This is a genomic window from Sulfitobacter mediterraneus (genome assembly GCF_003054325.1).
GTDB classification, from domain to species: domain Bacteria; phylum Pseudomonadota; class Alphaproteobacteria; order Rhodobacterales; family Rhodobacteraceae; genus Sulfitobacter; species Sulfitobacter mediterraneus.
On the sequence record NZ_QBKU01000005.1, the window covers coordinates 1 to 14,346 of the forward strand.

12 protein-coding genes and 1 pseudogene are annotated in these 14,346 nt (G+C 56.3%); 8 read left to right on the top strand and 5 right to left on the bottom strand.

From position 1 onward, the window contains the following. Positions 1-866, bottom strand: a pseudogene (locus C8N31_RS09250) (helix-turn-helix domain-containing protein); the annotation flags it as partial. A 54-nt stretch (positions 867-920) separates the two neighbouring features. Then, the gene (locus C8N31_RS09255) at positions 921-1,826 is read right to left on the bottom strand and encodes a glycosyltransferase (RefSeq protein ID WP_146173121.1); all 906 of its coding nucleotides are present in this window, start codon (positions 1,824-1,826) and stop codon (positions 921-923) included. 125 nt (positions 1,827-1,951) lie between these two features. On the opposite strand from C8N31_RS09255, the gene C8N31_RS09260 reads away from it, so the two are divergent. Beyond that, positions 1,952-3,238 carry a glycosyltransferase gene (locus tag C8N31_RS09260; protein ID WP_025049203.1) on the top strand — a complete coding sequence of 429 codons (1,287 nt, stop codon included), beginning with the start codon at positions 1,952-1,954 and terminating at the stop codon, positions 3,236-3,238. Positions 3,239-3,240: 2 nt separating this feature from the next. Beyond that, positions 3,241-4,461 carry a glycosyltransferase gene (locus C8N31_RS09265; protein ID WP_170116159.1) on the top strand — a complete coding sequence of 407 codons (1,221 nt, stop codon included), beginning with the start codon at positions 3,241-3,243 and terminating at the stop codon, positions 4,459-4,461. On the opposite strand, the gene C8N31_RS09270 is transcribed toward C8N31_RS09265, so the two are convergent. Then, on the bottom strand, positions 4,458-7,163 hold the full coding sequence (locus tag C8N31_RS09270) for a calcium-binding protein (RefSeq protein WP_025049205.1): 2,706 nt from the start codon (positions 7,161-7,163) through the stop codon (positions 4,458-4,460). The two genes, C8N31_RS09265 and C8N31_RS09270, sit on opposite strands and share 4 nt — an antisense overlap. Before the next feature lie 209 nt (positions 7,164-7,372). Here C8N31_RS09270 and C8N31_RS09275 point away from each other — a divergent pair, with 209 nt between their 5' ends. The 6 genes from C8N31_RS09275 (at position 7,373) to rfbA (ending at position 11,933) form a co-directional block, all read left to right on the top strand. Then, positions 7,373-8,365 carry a DUF2793 domain-containing protein gene (locus C8N31_RS09275; protein ID WP_025049206.1) on the top strand — a complete coding sequence of 331 codons (993 nt, stop codon included), beginning with the start codon at positions 7,373-7,375 and terminating at the stop codon, positions 8,363-8,365. A gap of 1 nt (position 8,366) precedes the next feature. Next, positions 8,367-8,516, top strand: a complete 150-nt coding sequence (locus C8N31_RS20350; protein ID WP_170116160.1) for a hypothetical protein — start codon at positions 8,367-8,369, stop codon at positions 8,514-8,516. An 83-nt stretch (positions 8,517-8,599) separates the two neighbouring features. After that, positions 8,600-9,169: a dTDP-4-dehydrorhamnose 3,5-epimerase gene (gene rfbC, locus C8N31_RS09280; protein WP_025049207.1), complete on the top strand. Its 570-nt coding sequence runs from the start codon at positions 8,600-8,602 to the stop codon at positions 9,167-9,169. Then, positions 9,166-10,206 carry a dTDP-glucose 4,6-dehydratase gene (gene rfbB / locus C8N31_RS09285; RefSeq protein ID WP_025049208.1) on the top strand — a complete coding sequence of 347 codons (1,041 nt, stop codon included), beginning with the start codon at positions 9,166-9,168 and terminating at the stop codon, positions 10,204-10,206. The genes rfbC and rfbB overlap by 4 nt, the downstream gene beginning before the upstream one ends. A gap of 6 nt (positions 10,207-10,212) precedes the next feature. After that, positions 10,213-11,064, top strand: coding sequence for a dTDP-4-dehydrorhamnose reductase (rfbD, locus tag C8N31_RS09290; RefSeq protein WP_025049209.1), 852 nt, complete (start codon positions 10,213-10,215; stop codon positions 11,062-11,064). Then, the gene (rfbA, locus tag C8N31_RS09295) at positions 11,061-11,933 is read left to right on the top strand and encodes a glucose-1-phosphate thymidylyltransferase RfbA (RefSeq protein WP_025049210.1); all 873 of its coding nucleotides are present in this window, start codon (positions 11,061-11,063) and stop codon (positions 11,931-11,933) included. The genes rfbD and rfbA overlap by 4 nt, the downstream gene beginning before the upstream one ends. 2 nt (positions 11,934-11,935) lie before the next feature. Here the strand turns inward: rfbA and C8N31_RS09300 are convergent, their stop codons facing one another. Beyond that, the gene (locus C8N31_RS09300) at positions 11,936-12,694 is read right to left on the bottom strand and encodes a class I SAM-dependent methyltransferase (RefSeq protein ID WP_025049211.1); all 759 of its coding nucleotides are present in this window, start codon (positions 12,692-12,694) and stop codon (positions 11,936-11,938) included. An 81-nt stretch (positions 12,695-12,775) separates the two neighbouring features. Next, positions 12,776-14,230 carry a mannose-1-phosphate guanylyltransferase/mannose-6-phosphate isomerase gene (locus tag C8N31_RS09305; RefSeq protein ID WP_037918806.1) on the bottom strand — a complete coding sequence of 485 codons (1,455 nt, stop codon included), beginning with the start codon at positions 14,228-14,230 and terminating at the stop codon, positions 12,776-12,778. Positions 14,231-14,346 lie beyond the last annotated feature (116 nt).

Genomic DNA, 14,346 nt, shown 5'->3' on the forward strand with positions numbered 1-14,346 from the left:
GATGTAGCGGCTGTAATCGTCGAGGACCGTGCTGAGATAGAACCAGCCCCATCCCAGCACCTTGATATAGGTGAAGTCTGTTTGCCAAAGCTGGTTAATCCCAGTTGTCTTGTGCTGGAACTCATTGGCTGCCTTGAGCACGATGAAGGCGGGGCTGGTGATCAGATCATGGGCCTTGAGTGTGCGATAGACCGTGGATTCCGAGACAAAGTAGCGTTCCTGATCCGTGAACGTCACTGCTAGCTCGCGCGGTGACAGTTCCGTTTCCTGCAAGGCGAAGTCGACAACCTTGCGCTTCACCTCGTCGGGCACGCGGTTCCAGACGTGCTTTGGCCTCGGTGATTGATCCTGCAATCCAGCCTCACCACGCTGCAGATACCGATCATACCAGCGGTAAAACGTGGTACGTGGAATGCCGAGCTTGGCCAGTGTCACACGGGCCGACAGATGGCTTTCCTCGACCAGCCGGATGATCTCCTGTTTTTCTGATGCGGCATATCTCATTCGTGGTCGCCCCCATCCCCGAGCATGCTTTTTTTGAGAAGTCGCAATTCGAGCGTCTGCTCCGCAACCACCTCCTTGAGATCCTTTGCCTCGCGACGCAGTTCCTTGACCTCATCAGTGTTCGCTGCACGCGCCGTATCGCCGGCCAAACGCTTTTTACCGGCTTCCATGAAGTCCTTGGACCATTTGTAATAGATGCCCTGCGATATGCCTTCACGACGGCACAGTTCTGCAATGCTGTCTTCGCCTCGTAGGCCATCCAGCACGATCCTAATCTTCTCTTCGGATGAATAATTCTTGCGGGTCGCACGCTTGATGTCTTTGACGATCTTCTCGCCGGGGCTCTTCGTTGTCTTTCTCATCGTCCACTCCTCGGTGGTTACGATGAGCAACAAACCCTCTCTTAGCAAATGACACTATTTGGACCCATAAGCGCTGACTTCAGACACATTCAAGAGCAGTAAACGCTGATGCAAGGCGGCATTGCGGGCCAATTCAAAACGGCGCAGATCGCGAAGCGATTCTTCGGTCAAAAGCGGTTTGATCTGATCGAGAACGGCAAGATTCTGCTTGATCCGCCTCGCGAAATTACCCTTGAGGACGTCGGTCTTGCGCCTGATTTGAACGGCAATGCCATGACCCGCACCGACCGCATTGGCGCTGTGTTGCCGATACAGAATACAGGGTGGACCATGGTCAAACACCACCTTGCCTCCGGCCCCTGTGATCAATTGGTAAAGCCACCAATCATGGGCAAAAACCGGCTTTGTGATCATTCGCGCCGCCTGCCTCGCCAACCGCGCGGCAGCTGGGTTTAACATGACAGTGTTGCCAGCCGCGACATTCTCAATCAGCGCGTTCCGGAACCCAAATTCCCGACTGGGCTGGGGCGATTTGATACGCCGATCCATCTTGGGATACCAAAGCCATCGTCGGCCGCAGTACAACGCGGGCTTTTCCCCTGAGCGGGCAAGCGCGGCAACCGCACGTCCCAGTTTGTCCCTGATCCAGATGTCGTCCTGATCCGCAAAGGCGGTGTATCCAGCCTGCTTGGGCAAGTCGCGGATCAGCTGCATGTAGTTGTCGCCAAAGCCCGATTTCGGACCGGTCCCGCGGTGAACCCGATCAGGATGTTTTTCGGAAAATCCGGCTATAATATCTGCGCTGAGATCGGTTGATCCATCATCGCTGAACCGTATGACCCAAGCCTCATGATCTTGTTCCGCGATACTATTGAGCTGCGGGTGCAGCCACCTTGCCCCGTTCAGAACACCCATCAGAATGGTCACAGTTTTGCTCATGTCGCGGGTGATAGCAGGCACTGAATACTCATTGGTTAAAGAAGACACCTGAGATTCATAGATCGTTAAGAGTTAGCAAAGTATTAACATTTCAAAGGTTTAATCGGAGCAGCTTTGAGATGGGGCCAAGATCTTGGCAAATGCTAATGAGGCGTTTTGCCAGAACCGCACGTCAGGACGGTCTTGCCAACGCCTTGGGCAAGGCCGGGCGATACCTTGCACGCCGGATGCGCGGCCAAGGATCAAGCGCTTTGGCGCGCGCGCCTGAAGGTCCACCAAACACGGAGGCGCATTACCTCAGCTCAGTCTGGCAAGATCTGGCACAACACAACGCCTTCCACATCCATGCCGCCCCGGCCACACTACAACGCCGCAGGCAGATTGCCTTGATCGGGGATCTGAACCTGCCGCAATGCCGCAAATACCGTGTGGAGCAGCTGGCGCATTTTTGGCAGGGGCGGGGCGCTGAGTTTACCTATGCCCATTACGAGGATATTCCCCGCGCCACTTCGATCCTGCAGCAGGCCACCCATCTTTTTGAATATCGCCTGAAATGCACCGACGTTACCCAGATGTTGCGATACGAGGCGCGGCGGTTGCGGTTGCCCATTCTTTATGATCTGGACGATCCGCTCTTTTCGGTTTCCGCCTATGGCACTTATGGCAACATGAACGCGGTCGATCCGGCGCTCAAATCGCATTTTGTGAATGAAGCACCTAAGTATCTGGACATGATGAACGGCGCCGATGCCTTGTCGGTTTCGACACCGGGAATGATCGTGCATGCCGCGCTTTATTCCCCCAGACCTGTCTATTTGCGTCGCAACTTTGCTGATAGCCAAACCCTTGATCAGGGGGCCAAGGCGATGAATGCCGAGCAGATCGAGGATGGGAGGTTTCGAGTGGCATTTGCCAGCGGCTCTCAGGGGCATGAGGCGGATCTGGAGGAAATCATCAAGGAGCTGTCCACATTTGTTCTGGCCGATCCAAAACGTCGTTTGATGGTCATGGGGCATTTCGACCCAAAGGCCCTTCCAGGCGAACTGAACGGGCAGATTGAGCGGTACAAGTTCTCGGACTACGGCCAATATCTTGCCACTCTTGCACAAGCCGATTGCACAGTGATGCCTTTGGGCGAGGATGCATTTAACGGGTGTAAATCTGCGGTGCGGGTGCTGGATGCGGCGGCTGTTGGGGTGCCTTCGGTTGTTGGGACGGTTGGTGATCTTGCCGCCGTTGTGCGCCATGGGCAAACTGGCTTGATTGCGCAAAAACCGTCCGACTGGGGCGGTGCCCTTGAAGTGCTTGCAAACGACCCTTCCCAAACGAGGCAAATGGGTCTTGCCGCCCGCAAAGATGTCGAAACACGCTGGAGCGGTCATGCAGAACCGCACATCATTGCACCCGAGCTGATCCGCTGGGTGGAGGGATGAAGATGCGCCATGTACTGGCGGCCAACGTCTTTTTCGCCCCGCATTCCTACGGCGGTGCTACCGTCGTTGCCGAGCAGGTCGCGCGTGCATTGATCCGCCGGGGCGGCTTTCGGGTGACGGCGGTCTCTTTGTGCTGCCGTGCGGGAATTGCGGATTATGCTGTCCTCAAATCAGAGACCGAGGGCATCGCAAACTATCAAATCAACGTTCCAGCCTGGCGCAGTTATGGCGAGGCTTATGACAATCCCGCCATCACGGCGCGGATCGCTGAATTGATCCATTCCCTGTCTCCTGATGTTGTTCATGCGCATTGCCTTCAGGATCTGGGCACTGGCGTTATCACCGCGGCGCGGGATCAAAATGTGCCGGTGATCCTAAGCGTGCATGACTTTTGGTGGATTTGTGAACGGCAGTTTATGATCCAAATGGATCAAACCTACTGCGGGCAGGATCCGGTGCGCATCAAGGAGTGCAAAGGTTGTGTCCAAAACTTTTGGGCAGCCAAGACACGGTTTGAACACCTGCAGAGCATCGGAAATCAGGCGCAATTGGTTACATATCCCAGCCAATTTGCGAAAAACCTGTGTGAAAAATCGGGGTTTGCATCTGGGCGGGGCGTGGTGTGGGAAAACGGTGTGCGCCTGCCTGAAAAGGGTTTTCTCAAAGCTCAAAGGGAACGCCGTGAACAAGATCCACGTGTTGTCTTTGGGTTTGTCGGTGGTCCCTCCCAAATAAAGGGATGGCCTGTGATCAGGGCCGCATTTGCGGGCGTTTCAAGGGCCGATTTTCGCGTGCTTTTGGTCGATGGAAGTGTCGATGGATCATGGTGGCAAGGGCATGATTTTTTCGACCTGCCGGGAGAATGGGAGGTTCATTCAAGGTATTCACAGGACGATATGGATGCTTTTTTTGCCAAGATCGACGTGCTATTTTTCATGTCGCAATGGAAAGAAACCTTTGGTTTGGTCATCCGAGCGGCGCTGGCGCGGGGCATCCAAGTGATCCAAACGGACAGCGGTGGCAGCACCGAACACGGGTTGATTGCGCAAGATCAATTGATACCCATCGGACCTGACCCAGCGCCATTGCGCCATCAGATAAGCCAAGCAATTGAAGCGCACCCCGCACAGCAAGCGCCGCAAAAGATCGCAGATTTTGCCAGTCAGGCTGCGGAGTTGGAGCGGTTGATGTCCCAAGTTTTGCTGGAACAAGAAACCACCTAAAAGACGATATCATCCTCACTGAGATCCTGAAGATCGGTCTTGATCAGTCGGATGGAGGAATTGGGGGCCGTGTCAATCACCACATCCCAGCCCGACTGCCGCGCCACGTTCATCACATCGGCAAAACTGTTCAAAGAACTCAGGCCCGACAGGTCCGGCACCTCTTGATCGCTTTGGGTTTCGAAATCGGCCACGCGGTCATGGCCATGACCATCGGCAAACACGAAATGATCCGCGTTGAAGTTGCCAAACAGCAGATCATCGCCCGCACCGCCCTCTATCGTATCAAACCCGGCACCGCCCTGAAGGGTATCCACCCCGGTGCCGCCCAGCAAACGGTCGTCGCCTGTGCCGCCAAAGAACCGATCATCCCCCTCACCGCCATCAAGCGTGTCATTCCCCTCCTCGCCAAACAGGGCGTCACCCATTTCACCACCTGACAACACATCGTTTCCGTCACCGCCGAACAATCGGTCGAACCCCTGATCCCCGATCAAAGTATCATTGCCATCCTCGCCATAGAGGTTGTCCGCCTGATGACCCCCGTCAATTAGATCGTCGCCCTCGCCGCCATTAAGGTAGTCAAACCCAGCGTTGCCAAACAACGTGTCATTGCCGCCTTCACCCCATATTCCATCGACAGACGTGCCATAGTTGCTGCCAGCGCTTAGCCAATCGTCGCCATCCCCACCATAGACCCGATCCGGCGCAGCACCGGCCCAAACGCGGTCGGCGCCGCTTCCTGCGTTGATTTGGTCAAATCCTTCGCCGCCTAGGATAATGTCCTGCCCATCACCGCCATTGAGGGAATCGGCATGGCTGTCGCCGCAGATCGTATCGTCGCCATCACCGCCATTGATGGTGTCAAATCCGCCCGCGCCCACCAGAAAATCACGACCTCCTCCGCCGTGAATTTCATCGTTTCCGGCATCTCCGCCAACACTGTCATTGCCTGCGCCCGCTTGAATGGTGTCGTTTCCGCCGCCCCCCAAAAGCCGGTCGTCAGAGCCAAATCGATACATTGCTTCGCCGCGTTCTGTTCCGGTTTGATCGGCGCCCTCGCGCTGTAAAACAAATTCGGGCGCTTCCTGCCAGATTGTGGAGTTTATCGGCTGGGGATCTTCGACCGGTTCTGGGTCAGGGATCGGGTCCGAACGGGGTGGATTTGTGGCCCCGGGGTATCGTCCGGGGTCGGTTTCCACCCGGTCGCCGGTGATCAAATTGCCAAAATCAAAATCGTCTGCATCAAGAGAGGTGCCGGTTGCACTGTGGATTTCGGTGATGTCATCACCGATCCGCAAGTCCGCCCCATGACTGCGCGAGGTGATAACTGCGGCACCAACGCCGTTGATTTGGCTGAAGGCGGAGATGTCGATGCGGTCCGCGGTGGCTTGGAAATCGACGATGCGGTCCTGCGCGTCATCGGCGGTCAGAACAAAGGTGTCGGCGCCGCCACCGCCGCGCAATGTATCCTCTCCTGCGCCATCTGAAATCAGGTCATCACCGCTGCCGCCATTGATATGATCGGCCCCCGCACCACCGCTTAGGATGTCATCGGAGTCCGATCCAGTCAGCGCTCCGCCGCCATTGCCAGAGTTGGCACTGATCCCGAGGGTTTGAAGATCGACAGAAAACTCTGATAGGAACGGTGCAGCCTCGGTTGATGCCCAGATGCGAATGCCGTCCGGGGTGGCCATCGCCTCAAGCGCGGTGATGCCGTTCAGCGGGGCATCAGCCGTTGCTTCCATACTTGTCACATGTTGGAGCCGGCCACCGGGCAACATCGCAAAGAGACTGATCCCCGCATCAGACCCGGCAGCGAGCACAAAGTCCTGTGCGCCAATAGATATGCTGGTCACGTGAGAGGCATCTGCAAACCGGGTTTGGGCGCTGTCCAATATGTGATCTACGGGGATCATGCCGCCAGCTGTGATAGACATGACCGACAATGATCCGCTGCCGGAGGCGGCCGTTACCAGATACATCCCGCCATCCACCGCGGTTGTCATGGCCATCGCGCCGGGGCGATCCACCCAAAGCCCATCCTCGGTGCCAATGTTAGTGAGATGTTCAAACAATCCGCCTGCTGTCTTTTTGAACATGCTGACGCTGTCTTCGGTGCCATAGCTGGCAAAGGCGTAGGTCTCGCCATTGTGGCTGGCGGTGAGCACATCTGCGGCGCGGGCACTGTCCAATGCGCCACCTGCATCCATTTCGGCAACTGTCAATTGCCCGCCAGATCCAAAGGACACCAGGACGACACCCCCACCGCGCAATGCGGCGATCCCGGACTGGCCGGTCTCTTCCAACGCGACCTCCGTAAAAAACCGCGCATTGGTGTTTTGGGTGGTGACCGAAATAGCATTGGTAAACGGTGTGCCTGATCGATCCGCATCCAAGGAAACGCCTTGCAAGTCAGCACTGTTCAATCCCGCCATGAACAGCTGGTCGGCACCTTTCAGGACCAGATCCGTTGTCTCAAGCTGAAGGTATTGTGGGCTGATCCGCCAATGCCCTTTCAGCTCGGTTTGCCCTACACCGTCGCCGATATCAAAGGCGCTGAGCCAACCATCGCCGCGGGTGGCGGTGTATAATGTGCCGCCATTTGTATCTGGCAAGACCAGCAGATCGTTGATCCCAACCAACGCGTTTTCCTCTGTGCCGAAAAGCGGCGCATGCACTGAAAAATCAGCTCTGACCATAAAACACCTCAACTGTTTGAAGGCGGGAATGGCGGGCAAAACGGCTATTGCGGTGCCGGGATTGTGGCAATGCTTTGGGTTTTCTGGCGAAGTTTAACTGACTGATGTTGCATCAAATTGGCGGCAACCGCGCGGTTGCCCCGAAATTGTTTACGCCGGTGCCACAGGGTCCGCTGCATTCACGTTTTGGCAACCCAAAAGGAACGTCCATGTCAGAGCAATCTCCGATCTTGTCACTGCCCTATATCCAGCCGGCGCAGGCCCAGAAACATGTCACCCACAACGAGGCGCTGCGCATTCTGGATGCAGTGACGCAGCTTGCCGTGCTTGATGCGGGTTTGACCGCACCGCCCGCCGGTCCCGCGCAGGGAGACCGATATATTGTGGGTGCCTCTGCAACCGGGGCATGGGCGGGGCAGGACCAAGCCATCGCGGTTTGGGCCGATGCGGCGTGGGTATTTTTTGACCCGCGCACGGGGTGGCGGGCGGATTTGGCAACCACAGGAACACAGCTGCGGTTCGATGGGGCGCTTTGGGTCGACGCCATACCGGCGCTGGATTTTCAGAACCTTCCGATGGTTGGGGTTGGAACCACTGCCAATGCAACCAACCGCCTATCGGTCGCCGCCGATGCGACGTTACTCACCCATGACGGTGGCGGTCATCAATTGAAACTGAACAAAGACACCGCAGCGGATACCGCCAGCTTGCTGTTTCAAACAGGGTTCTCGGGCCGGGCGGAAATGGGCACCGCAGGCAATGATGATTTCGCCATCAAGGTCAGCCCGGATGGCAGCACGTTTCACACTGGCCTGAGCATTGAAAATTCCACCGGGGCTGTGCAGTTCAATAGTGGGCAGCAGTTCTTTGAAGATGTGTTCATTCTGAACGATACGGCATGGTCGTTTGAAATTCCTTGGTCGAACCCATCGCGCATCATGATGTGGATGAGCGTCAACATCGCGGCGCGGTTCTATCTGTTTGCAGTGACCGGCACTCTGATCGATGCGACAAACTTTGGTGAAATGTTCGCCAACCCGGCAGGTAGCGTCAATTACCTGTCGGGGCCGTTGACCGGAACCACCGGACCGGATGGAGAGATCACCCTGTCCATTGATACCACCGGGGCCACGCCGAAAATGTACATCGAAAACCGGCTGGGAAGTAACCGCCTTTTCACACTTGCAACAATGGGGAAATAGAATGGCCAAGCGTCCAAAAACAATGAAGACCAACGCAGATACAGAGTACCGGCAGACCGTTCTGCCCGGTATCGGGCGCATTAAGGTGCCTGCGCATCTGAGCGATGATGACATCCTCAAAGAGATCCGCGAAAGCGACAGCCAGAAATAGAAACACCACGTTTCCCAATCGTTCCGTGACTTTCGGCCGGGTGCTTGCTACGCCCTTGAGGACCAAAGTGACGGAGCGATTGTGTGGATTTTGTAACCCAGACCAAACTTTCCGGCGTGCTGTTGTTGAGCCCTCCTAGGTTTGGCGACGACCGCGGATTCTTTAGCGAAAGCTGGAATCGCCGCAAGATGGCGGATCATGGAATTGATCTGGATTTTGTGCAGGACAATCATTCGCTGTCATCGGCTGTGAACACGGTGCGCGGTCTGCATTTTCAATCGCCGCCCCATGCGCAGGCCAAGCTTGTTCGCTGCGGGCGCGGGGCGCTTTTTGACGTGGCAGTGGATGCCCGCAAAGGCAGCGTGACCTATGGCCAATGGGTTGGTTATGACCTGACTGCCGAAAACGGATTGCAGCTTTTGATCCCCGCAGGGTTCTTGCACGGATTTGCGACAAGGGCACCTGACACAGAAATCATCTATAAATGCAGCGACTATTACGCACCTGAATGTGACGGCGCGGTGCGGTTCGATGACCCAGAAATCGCGATTGACTGGGGATTGAGCGGCGATGCGATCCTGTCAGAAAAAGACAGCAGTGCGCAGCTGTTCTCCGATTTCGAGAGCCCCTTCACCGTTGAGGGTGCATCATGAAGATCTTGGTGACAGGTGGCGCAGGGTTTATTGGATCAGCCGTCATTCGGCTGGCAATCTCACGCGGTCATGAGGTGATCAATCTTGACGCGCTGACCTATGCGGGCTGTTTGGAAAACCTTGCCTCCGTGGCTGATGACCCACTCTACTCTTTTGAGCATGTAGACATTCGTGACCGGGCCGCGCTGGACCGGGTGTTTGCCGCGCATAAGCCGCAGTGCGTGATGCATCTGGCAGCGGAATCCCATGTGGATCGGTCCATCGACGGGCCGGGTGATTTTATCGAAACCAACATCACCGGCACCTATAACATGCTCGAAGCGGCCCGTGGGTATTGGGCAGGCGCAGGCAAACCGGATGATTTCCGGTTTCACCACATTTCCACCGATGAAGTTTTTGGCAGCCTTGGGGCGACAGGCATGTTCACCGAAGACACGCCCTATGATCCGCGTTCGCCCTATTCGGCCTCCAAAGCATCAAGCGATCATTTGGTGCGGGCTTGGCATGAGACCTACGGTTTGCCCGTTGTCTTGACCAATTGTTCCAACAACTATGGCCCTTATCATTTCCCTGAGAAACTGGTGCCCGTCGTGATCCTGAACGCTTTGGCGGGTAAGGGTATTCCGGTCTATGGCAAGGGCGAGAACGTGCGCGATTGGCTTTTTGTCGAGGACCACGCAGATGCGCTTTTGCTGGTGTTGGAAAAGGGCGCTTTGGGCCGCAGCTACAACATTGGCGGTGAAAACGAGGCTCGAAATATCGATCTGGTGCGCAGTATCTGTGCGATTCTTGATGAAAAGCGACCCAAGGCGGGCAGCTATGCAGATCAGATCACATTTGTCCAAGACCGTGCCGGACACGACCTGCGCTATGCTATTGATCCGGCTCGGATTCGTGATGAACTGGGCTGGCGACCCTCTGTGACGCTGGATGAAGGGTTGGAGAAAACCGTGCAGTGGTATCTGGACAACGAAACATGGTGGCGGGCTTTGCAAGACCGCGATGGTGTCGGCGTTCGTCTGGGCAACAAAGGGTAACGGGCGATGACGATCCTTGTGTTTGGGAAAACGGGGCAGGTTGCGCAAGAGCTGGCGAAATTGCCAGAAACTTTATGCCTTGGCCGCGATACAGCAGACCTCAGTGATCCGGCAGGCTGCGGCGACGCGATCCGATTGCACAAGCCCGCCGCAGTGATCAACGCCGCCGCCTACACTGCGGTGGATGCAGCCGAGACAGATGAGGCGCAAGCGACATTGGTCAACGGAACGGCACCCGGCGCGATGGCGCGGGCCTGTGCCGCGTTGGGCGTACCGTTGGTGCAGATCTCCACCGACTATGTCTTTGCGGGGCATGGTGAAATGCCTTGGCAGCCGGATGATGCGACCGCGCCTTTGGGCGCCTATGGGCGCAGCAAGCTGGCAGGGGAAATGGCCGTGCGCGATGCGGGCGGCGCACATGCGATTTTGCGGACCTCTTGGGTGGTCTCGGCGCATGGGGCCAATTTCATTAAGACGATGCTGCGCCTCGGGGCAGAGCGGGACAGCCTTAACGTGGTGGCCGACCAGATCGGCGGGCCAACAGCCGCTGCAGATATTGCGGCCGCCTGTCACCGGATTGCCCTGCAATTGACAGATGCCCCAGACAAGACCGGCACCTACCATTTCTCTGGCGCCCCTGATTGCAGTTGGGCAGACTTTGCCCGCGCCATTTTTGATGAGGCCGGATTGAATTGCACGGTGCACGACATCCCATCATCCGACTATCCAACGCCGGCCAAACGCCCTCTCAACTCGCGTATGGATTGCGGCACAACACACAAGACCTTCGGCATTGAGCGCCCGCAGTGGCAAGCCAGCCTCACCCAAATTCTCAAAGATCTCGGAGCATCCAAATGACACAGCGCAAAGGCATAATTCTGGCGGGCGGCTCTGGCACGCGGCTCTATCCGATCACCATCGGGATCTCGAAACAGCTTTTGCCGATCTATGACAAACCGATGATCTACTATCCGATCTCGGTTCTGATGCTGGCAGGTATCCGCGAAATTGCCATGATCACGACGCCGCAGGATCAAGCCCAGTTTCAGCGCAGTCTTGGTGACGGCAGCCAATGGGGTATTTCGCTGACCTATATCGTGCAACCCTCGCCGGATGGGCTGGCGCAGGCCTATATTCTGGCGGAGGATTTTCTGGATGGTGCGCCCTCGGCGATGGTGCTTGGGGATAACATCTTTTTTGGTCACGGCCTGCCTGAATTGCTGGCGGATGCCGATGCACAAGAAAGCGGCGGCACGGTTTTTGGCTATCACGTGGCGGATCCGGAACGCTATGGCGTGGTTGGGTTTGATGCCGATGGCACCGCCCGCCAGATCATTGAGAAGCCGGATGTGCCACCGTCAAACTATGCCGTTACGGGCCTCTACTTTCTGGATGCCGACGCACCGCGATTGGCGCGAGAGGTCACGCCTTCGGAACGCGGTGAACTTGAGATTACGACATTGCTGGAAATGTACCTCAAGAAAGGCGCGCTTCGGGTCAACCGGATGGGGCGCGGCTATGCTTGGCTTGATACAGGCACGCACGCCAGCCTGCTTGATGCCGGAAACTTTGTGCGGACCCTGACCCAGCGGCAAGGGCTTCAGACCGGCAGTCTCGAAGAGATCGCGCATGAACAAGGCTGGATCACCGACGATGAACTGGCCAAACGCGCCGAAATGTTTGAGAAAAACGAATATGGTGCCTACCTCAAGGATTTGACGGACTAAGGTCAGACCAGATCTTCCCAAACTGCATGGTTGGGCATCACTGTCAGCGTATCAAACCCAAAGCGTTTGACCTTCTTCATCTGGGTCTTGGGGTGGTTGGTTTTGATATAGCTGTGCACCGCCTTGAGATAACGGTCATGAAAGGAATAGGAACACAGCAACAGTTTGTTGGCCGTGACCACCAGCGGCACAAAACTGTAGTTCCCCATCAGATACATCCGCGCGACGGCCTCCTGCACGCCGGGCCAGTTCGCATTGGTGTAATCATCCACCGCGATGATGCCATTGGGCGCGGTCACATACATCGCAAATTCAATGTCGTTGACGGTATGGACAACCTCATGACAGCCATCGACGCTAAAGAAATGTGCAGGGCCGGTGCGCCCTAGAAATTCGGCGAGATCCGGTGCCCTCAGGGCCAAAGAATCGGCCGTGACGCAATGCACATGGTTCTTTTGAATCCCTTGGCGGCGCAGGTTGTGTTGGAGTTTTTCAAGGTTGCCGACCCCCGCGCCGTCAAGATTGAACTGCTGCATATGAAAGACATCAATCGCGGTGGCCATGTTCTTTTTCGAGGTGCCAAAGGTCTTGCATAGCCCGATGAGAAACTTGCCCTCAAACACGCCAATCTCGGCAACTGGACCATCGCCAATCTCTTGATAAAGCGGCCAAAGTGTCTGCCACAATTGTGGAACGCACCAGCCGCCAACCTCAAGAATACCCTCTTTGAGATAGGCGTTAACCAAATCGACACGGGCCATGAACGTCCCTCCCTTTCGGGACAAACGCTCTGTCAAAATGGCTAATACATGGTTAATGGCACTCAGATTTCTGAGGTTTTGTTAACCTTTTGCACCCTGACCACGTGCATAGACGTCCTCATAGCGAACAATATCATCCTCGCCCAGATAGTCGCCTGTCTGCACCTCAATCAATTCCATCGGAACGTCGCCGGGGTTCTCCATGCGGTGGATCGCACCCAGCGGAATATAGACCGATTCATTGGCGTTGATCATTTTGACGTCCAGATTTTCCATATCAGGGCCGACCGTTACCTTGGCGGTGCCGACAACGACAATCCAGTGTTCAGACCGGTGTTTGTGGCTTTGCAGGCTGAGTGCTGCGCCGGGGGTGACCACGATCCGTTTGACCTGAAACCCCTCGCCAACGATCAGCGATTCAAAGAAGCCCCATGGGCGGTGATCCTTGGGGAACGTATCGGCCTGCGGGATGCTGGCGCTGCGCATTTGTTTAACCACAGTGCCCAGATCGGCAACGCGGCTCTGATCGGCCACCAGAACCGCATCGGGCATCGCAACGGCAACGATGTTTTCTAGGCCGAGGCCAACCAGTTGCTGCGCATCATTTTCGGACCGCAGTAGCGTATTGGCACAATCCACAGCCAGCGCGGCACCCTGTGTCGCAACTCCGTTCCTGTCAGACTGAGCATGCTGATGCACCGCGCCCCAGCCGCCCAGATCTGACCAATCGCCCTCATGCGCCACTACGGAAAGATTGCCGACCTTTTCCATGATCGCAAAATCAACAGAAATATCCTCGCATTTGGCCCATGCATCAGGGTCAAGGCGCAGGAAGCCAAGGTCGGGTTTGGCCGCATCCACGGAGGCGGACACATCGGCCAACATTTCGGGCGCATGGGCGGCAAAGGCATCAATCAACGTCTGCGCAGTGTACATAAAGATACCCGCGTTCCACAGATAGCCACCATCGGCCAACATGCGCTTTGCTTCGCCCAGCTCTGGCTTTTCCACAAATCGTTTAAGCGGAACAGCCCCGTTTTGCCCGCCATCCCCCAGCTCAAGATAACCATAGCCGGTTTCAGGGCGGTCAGGTGTAATGCCAAAGGTCACAATCTGACCGGCCTTTGCGGCGTCCAAACCGCGTTTTATACTGCTGCGAAACGCGTCTGCCTGCGTGATGTAATGATCTGACGGCGCTGCCAACATCAGGCCTTGCGGATCGTCCTGCGCCAGAACCAGCGCCGCAGCCAGCAAGGCCGGGGCTGTGTTGCGGGCCTCGGGTTCGATCAGAACCGCACCGGGGTCAATTCCCGCATCGCCCAGCTGTTGGGTTGCGATAAACCGGAAATCAGAGTTGGTGACAATCAACGGCGCAGCAAATCCCGCCCCTGACAGACGGGCACTGGATTGTTGAAACAAGCTTCCGTCCCCTATCAGATTGATGAACTGTTTGGGAAAGCTCTTGCGTGAAACAGGCCAAAGTCGGGTGCCCGATCCCCCGCACAGAATAACAGGGGTGATGTTGTTCGCTGCCATCGGTTGTCCTTTTTGCCCGTCGTCTTGCCTGGGTTGCAAGGCAACCGGATAATTCAATTGCCTGTTAGGCTAGCAGTTTACCAAGTTTCAAGCGACATTAGCAAAGACAAGCAGAG

Coding starts and splice junctions, on each gene's coding strand:
- rfbA (WP_025049210.1), top strand. CDS start 11,061: ATGACACAGCGCAAAGGCATAATTCTGGCGGGCGGCTCTGGCACGCGG.
- C8N31_RS09305 (WP_037918806.1), bottom strand. CDS start 14,230: ATGGCAGCGAACAACATCACCCCTGTTATTCTGTGCGGGGGATCGGGC.
- rfbD (WP_025049209.1), top strand. CDS start 10,213: ATGACGATCCTTGTGTTTGGGAAAACGGGGCAGGTTGCGCAAGAGCTG.
- C8N31_RS09265 (WP_170116159.1), top strand. CDS start 3,241: ATGCGCCATGTACTGGCGGCCAACGTCTTTTTCGCCCCGCATTCCTAC.
- C8N31_RS09300 (WP_025049211.1), bottom strand. CDS start 12,694: ATGGCCCGTGTCGATTTGGTTAACGCCTATCTCAAAGAGGGTATTCTT.
- C8N31_RS09270 (WP_025049205.1), bottom strand. CDS start 7,163: ATGGTCAGAGCTGATTTTTCAGTGCATGCGCCGCTTTTCGGCACAGAG.
- rfbB (WP_025049208.1), top strand. CDS start 9,166: ATGAAGATCTTGGTGACAGGTGGCGCAGGGTTTATTGGATCAGCCGTC.
- C8N31_RS09275 (WP_025049206.1), top strand. CDS start 7,373: ATGTCAGAGCAATCTCCGATCTTGTCACTGCCCTATATCCAGCCGGCG.
- C8N31_RS09260 (WP_025049203.1), top strand. CDS start 1,952: ATGAGGCGTTTTGCCAGAACCGCACGTCAGGACGGTCTTGCCAACGCC.
- C8N31_RS20350 (WP_170116160.1), top strand. CDS start 8,367: ATGGCCAAGCGTCCAAAAACAATGAAGACCAACGCAGATACAGAGTAC.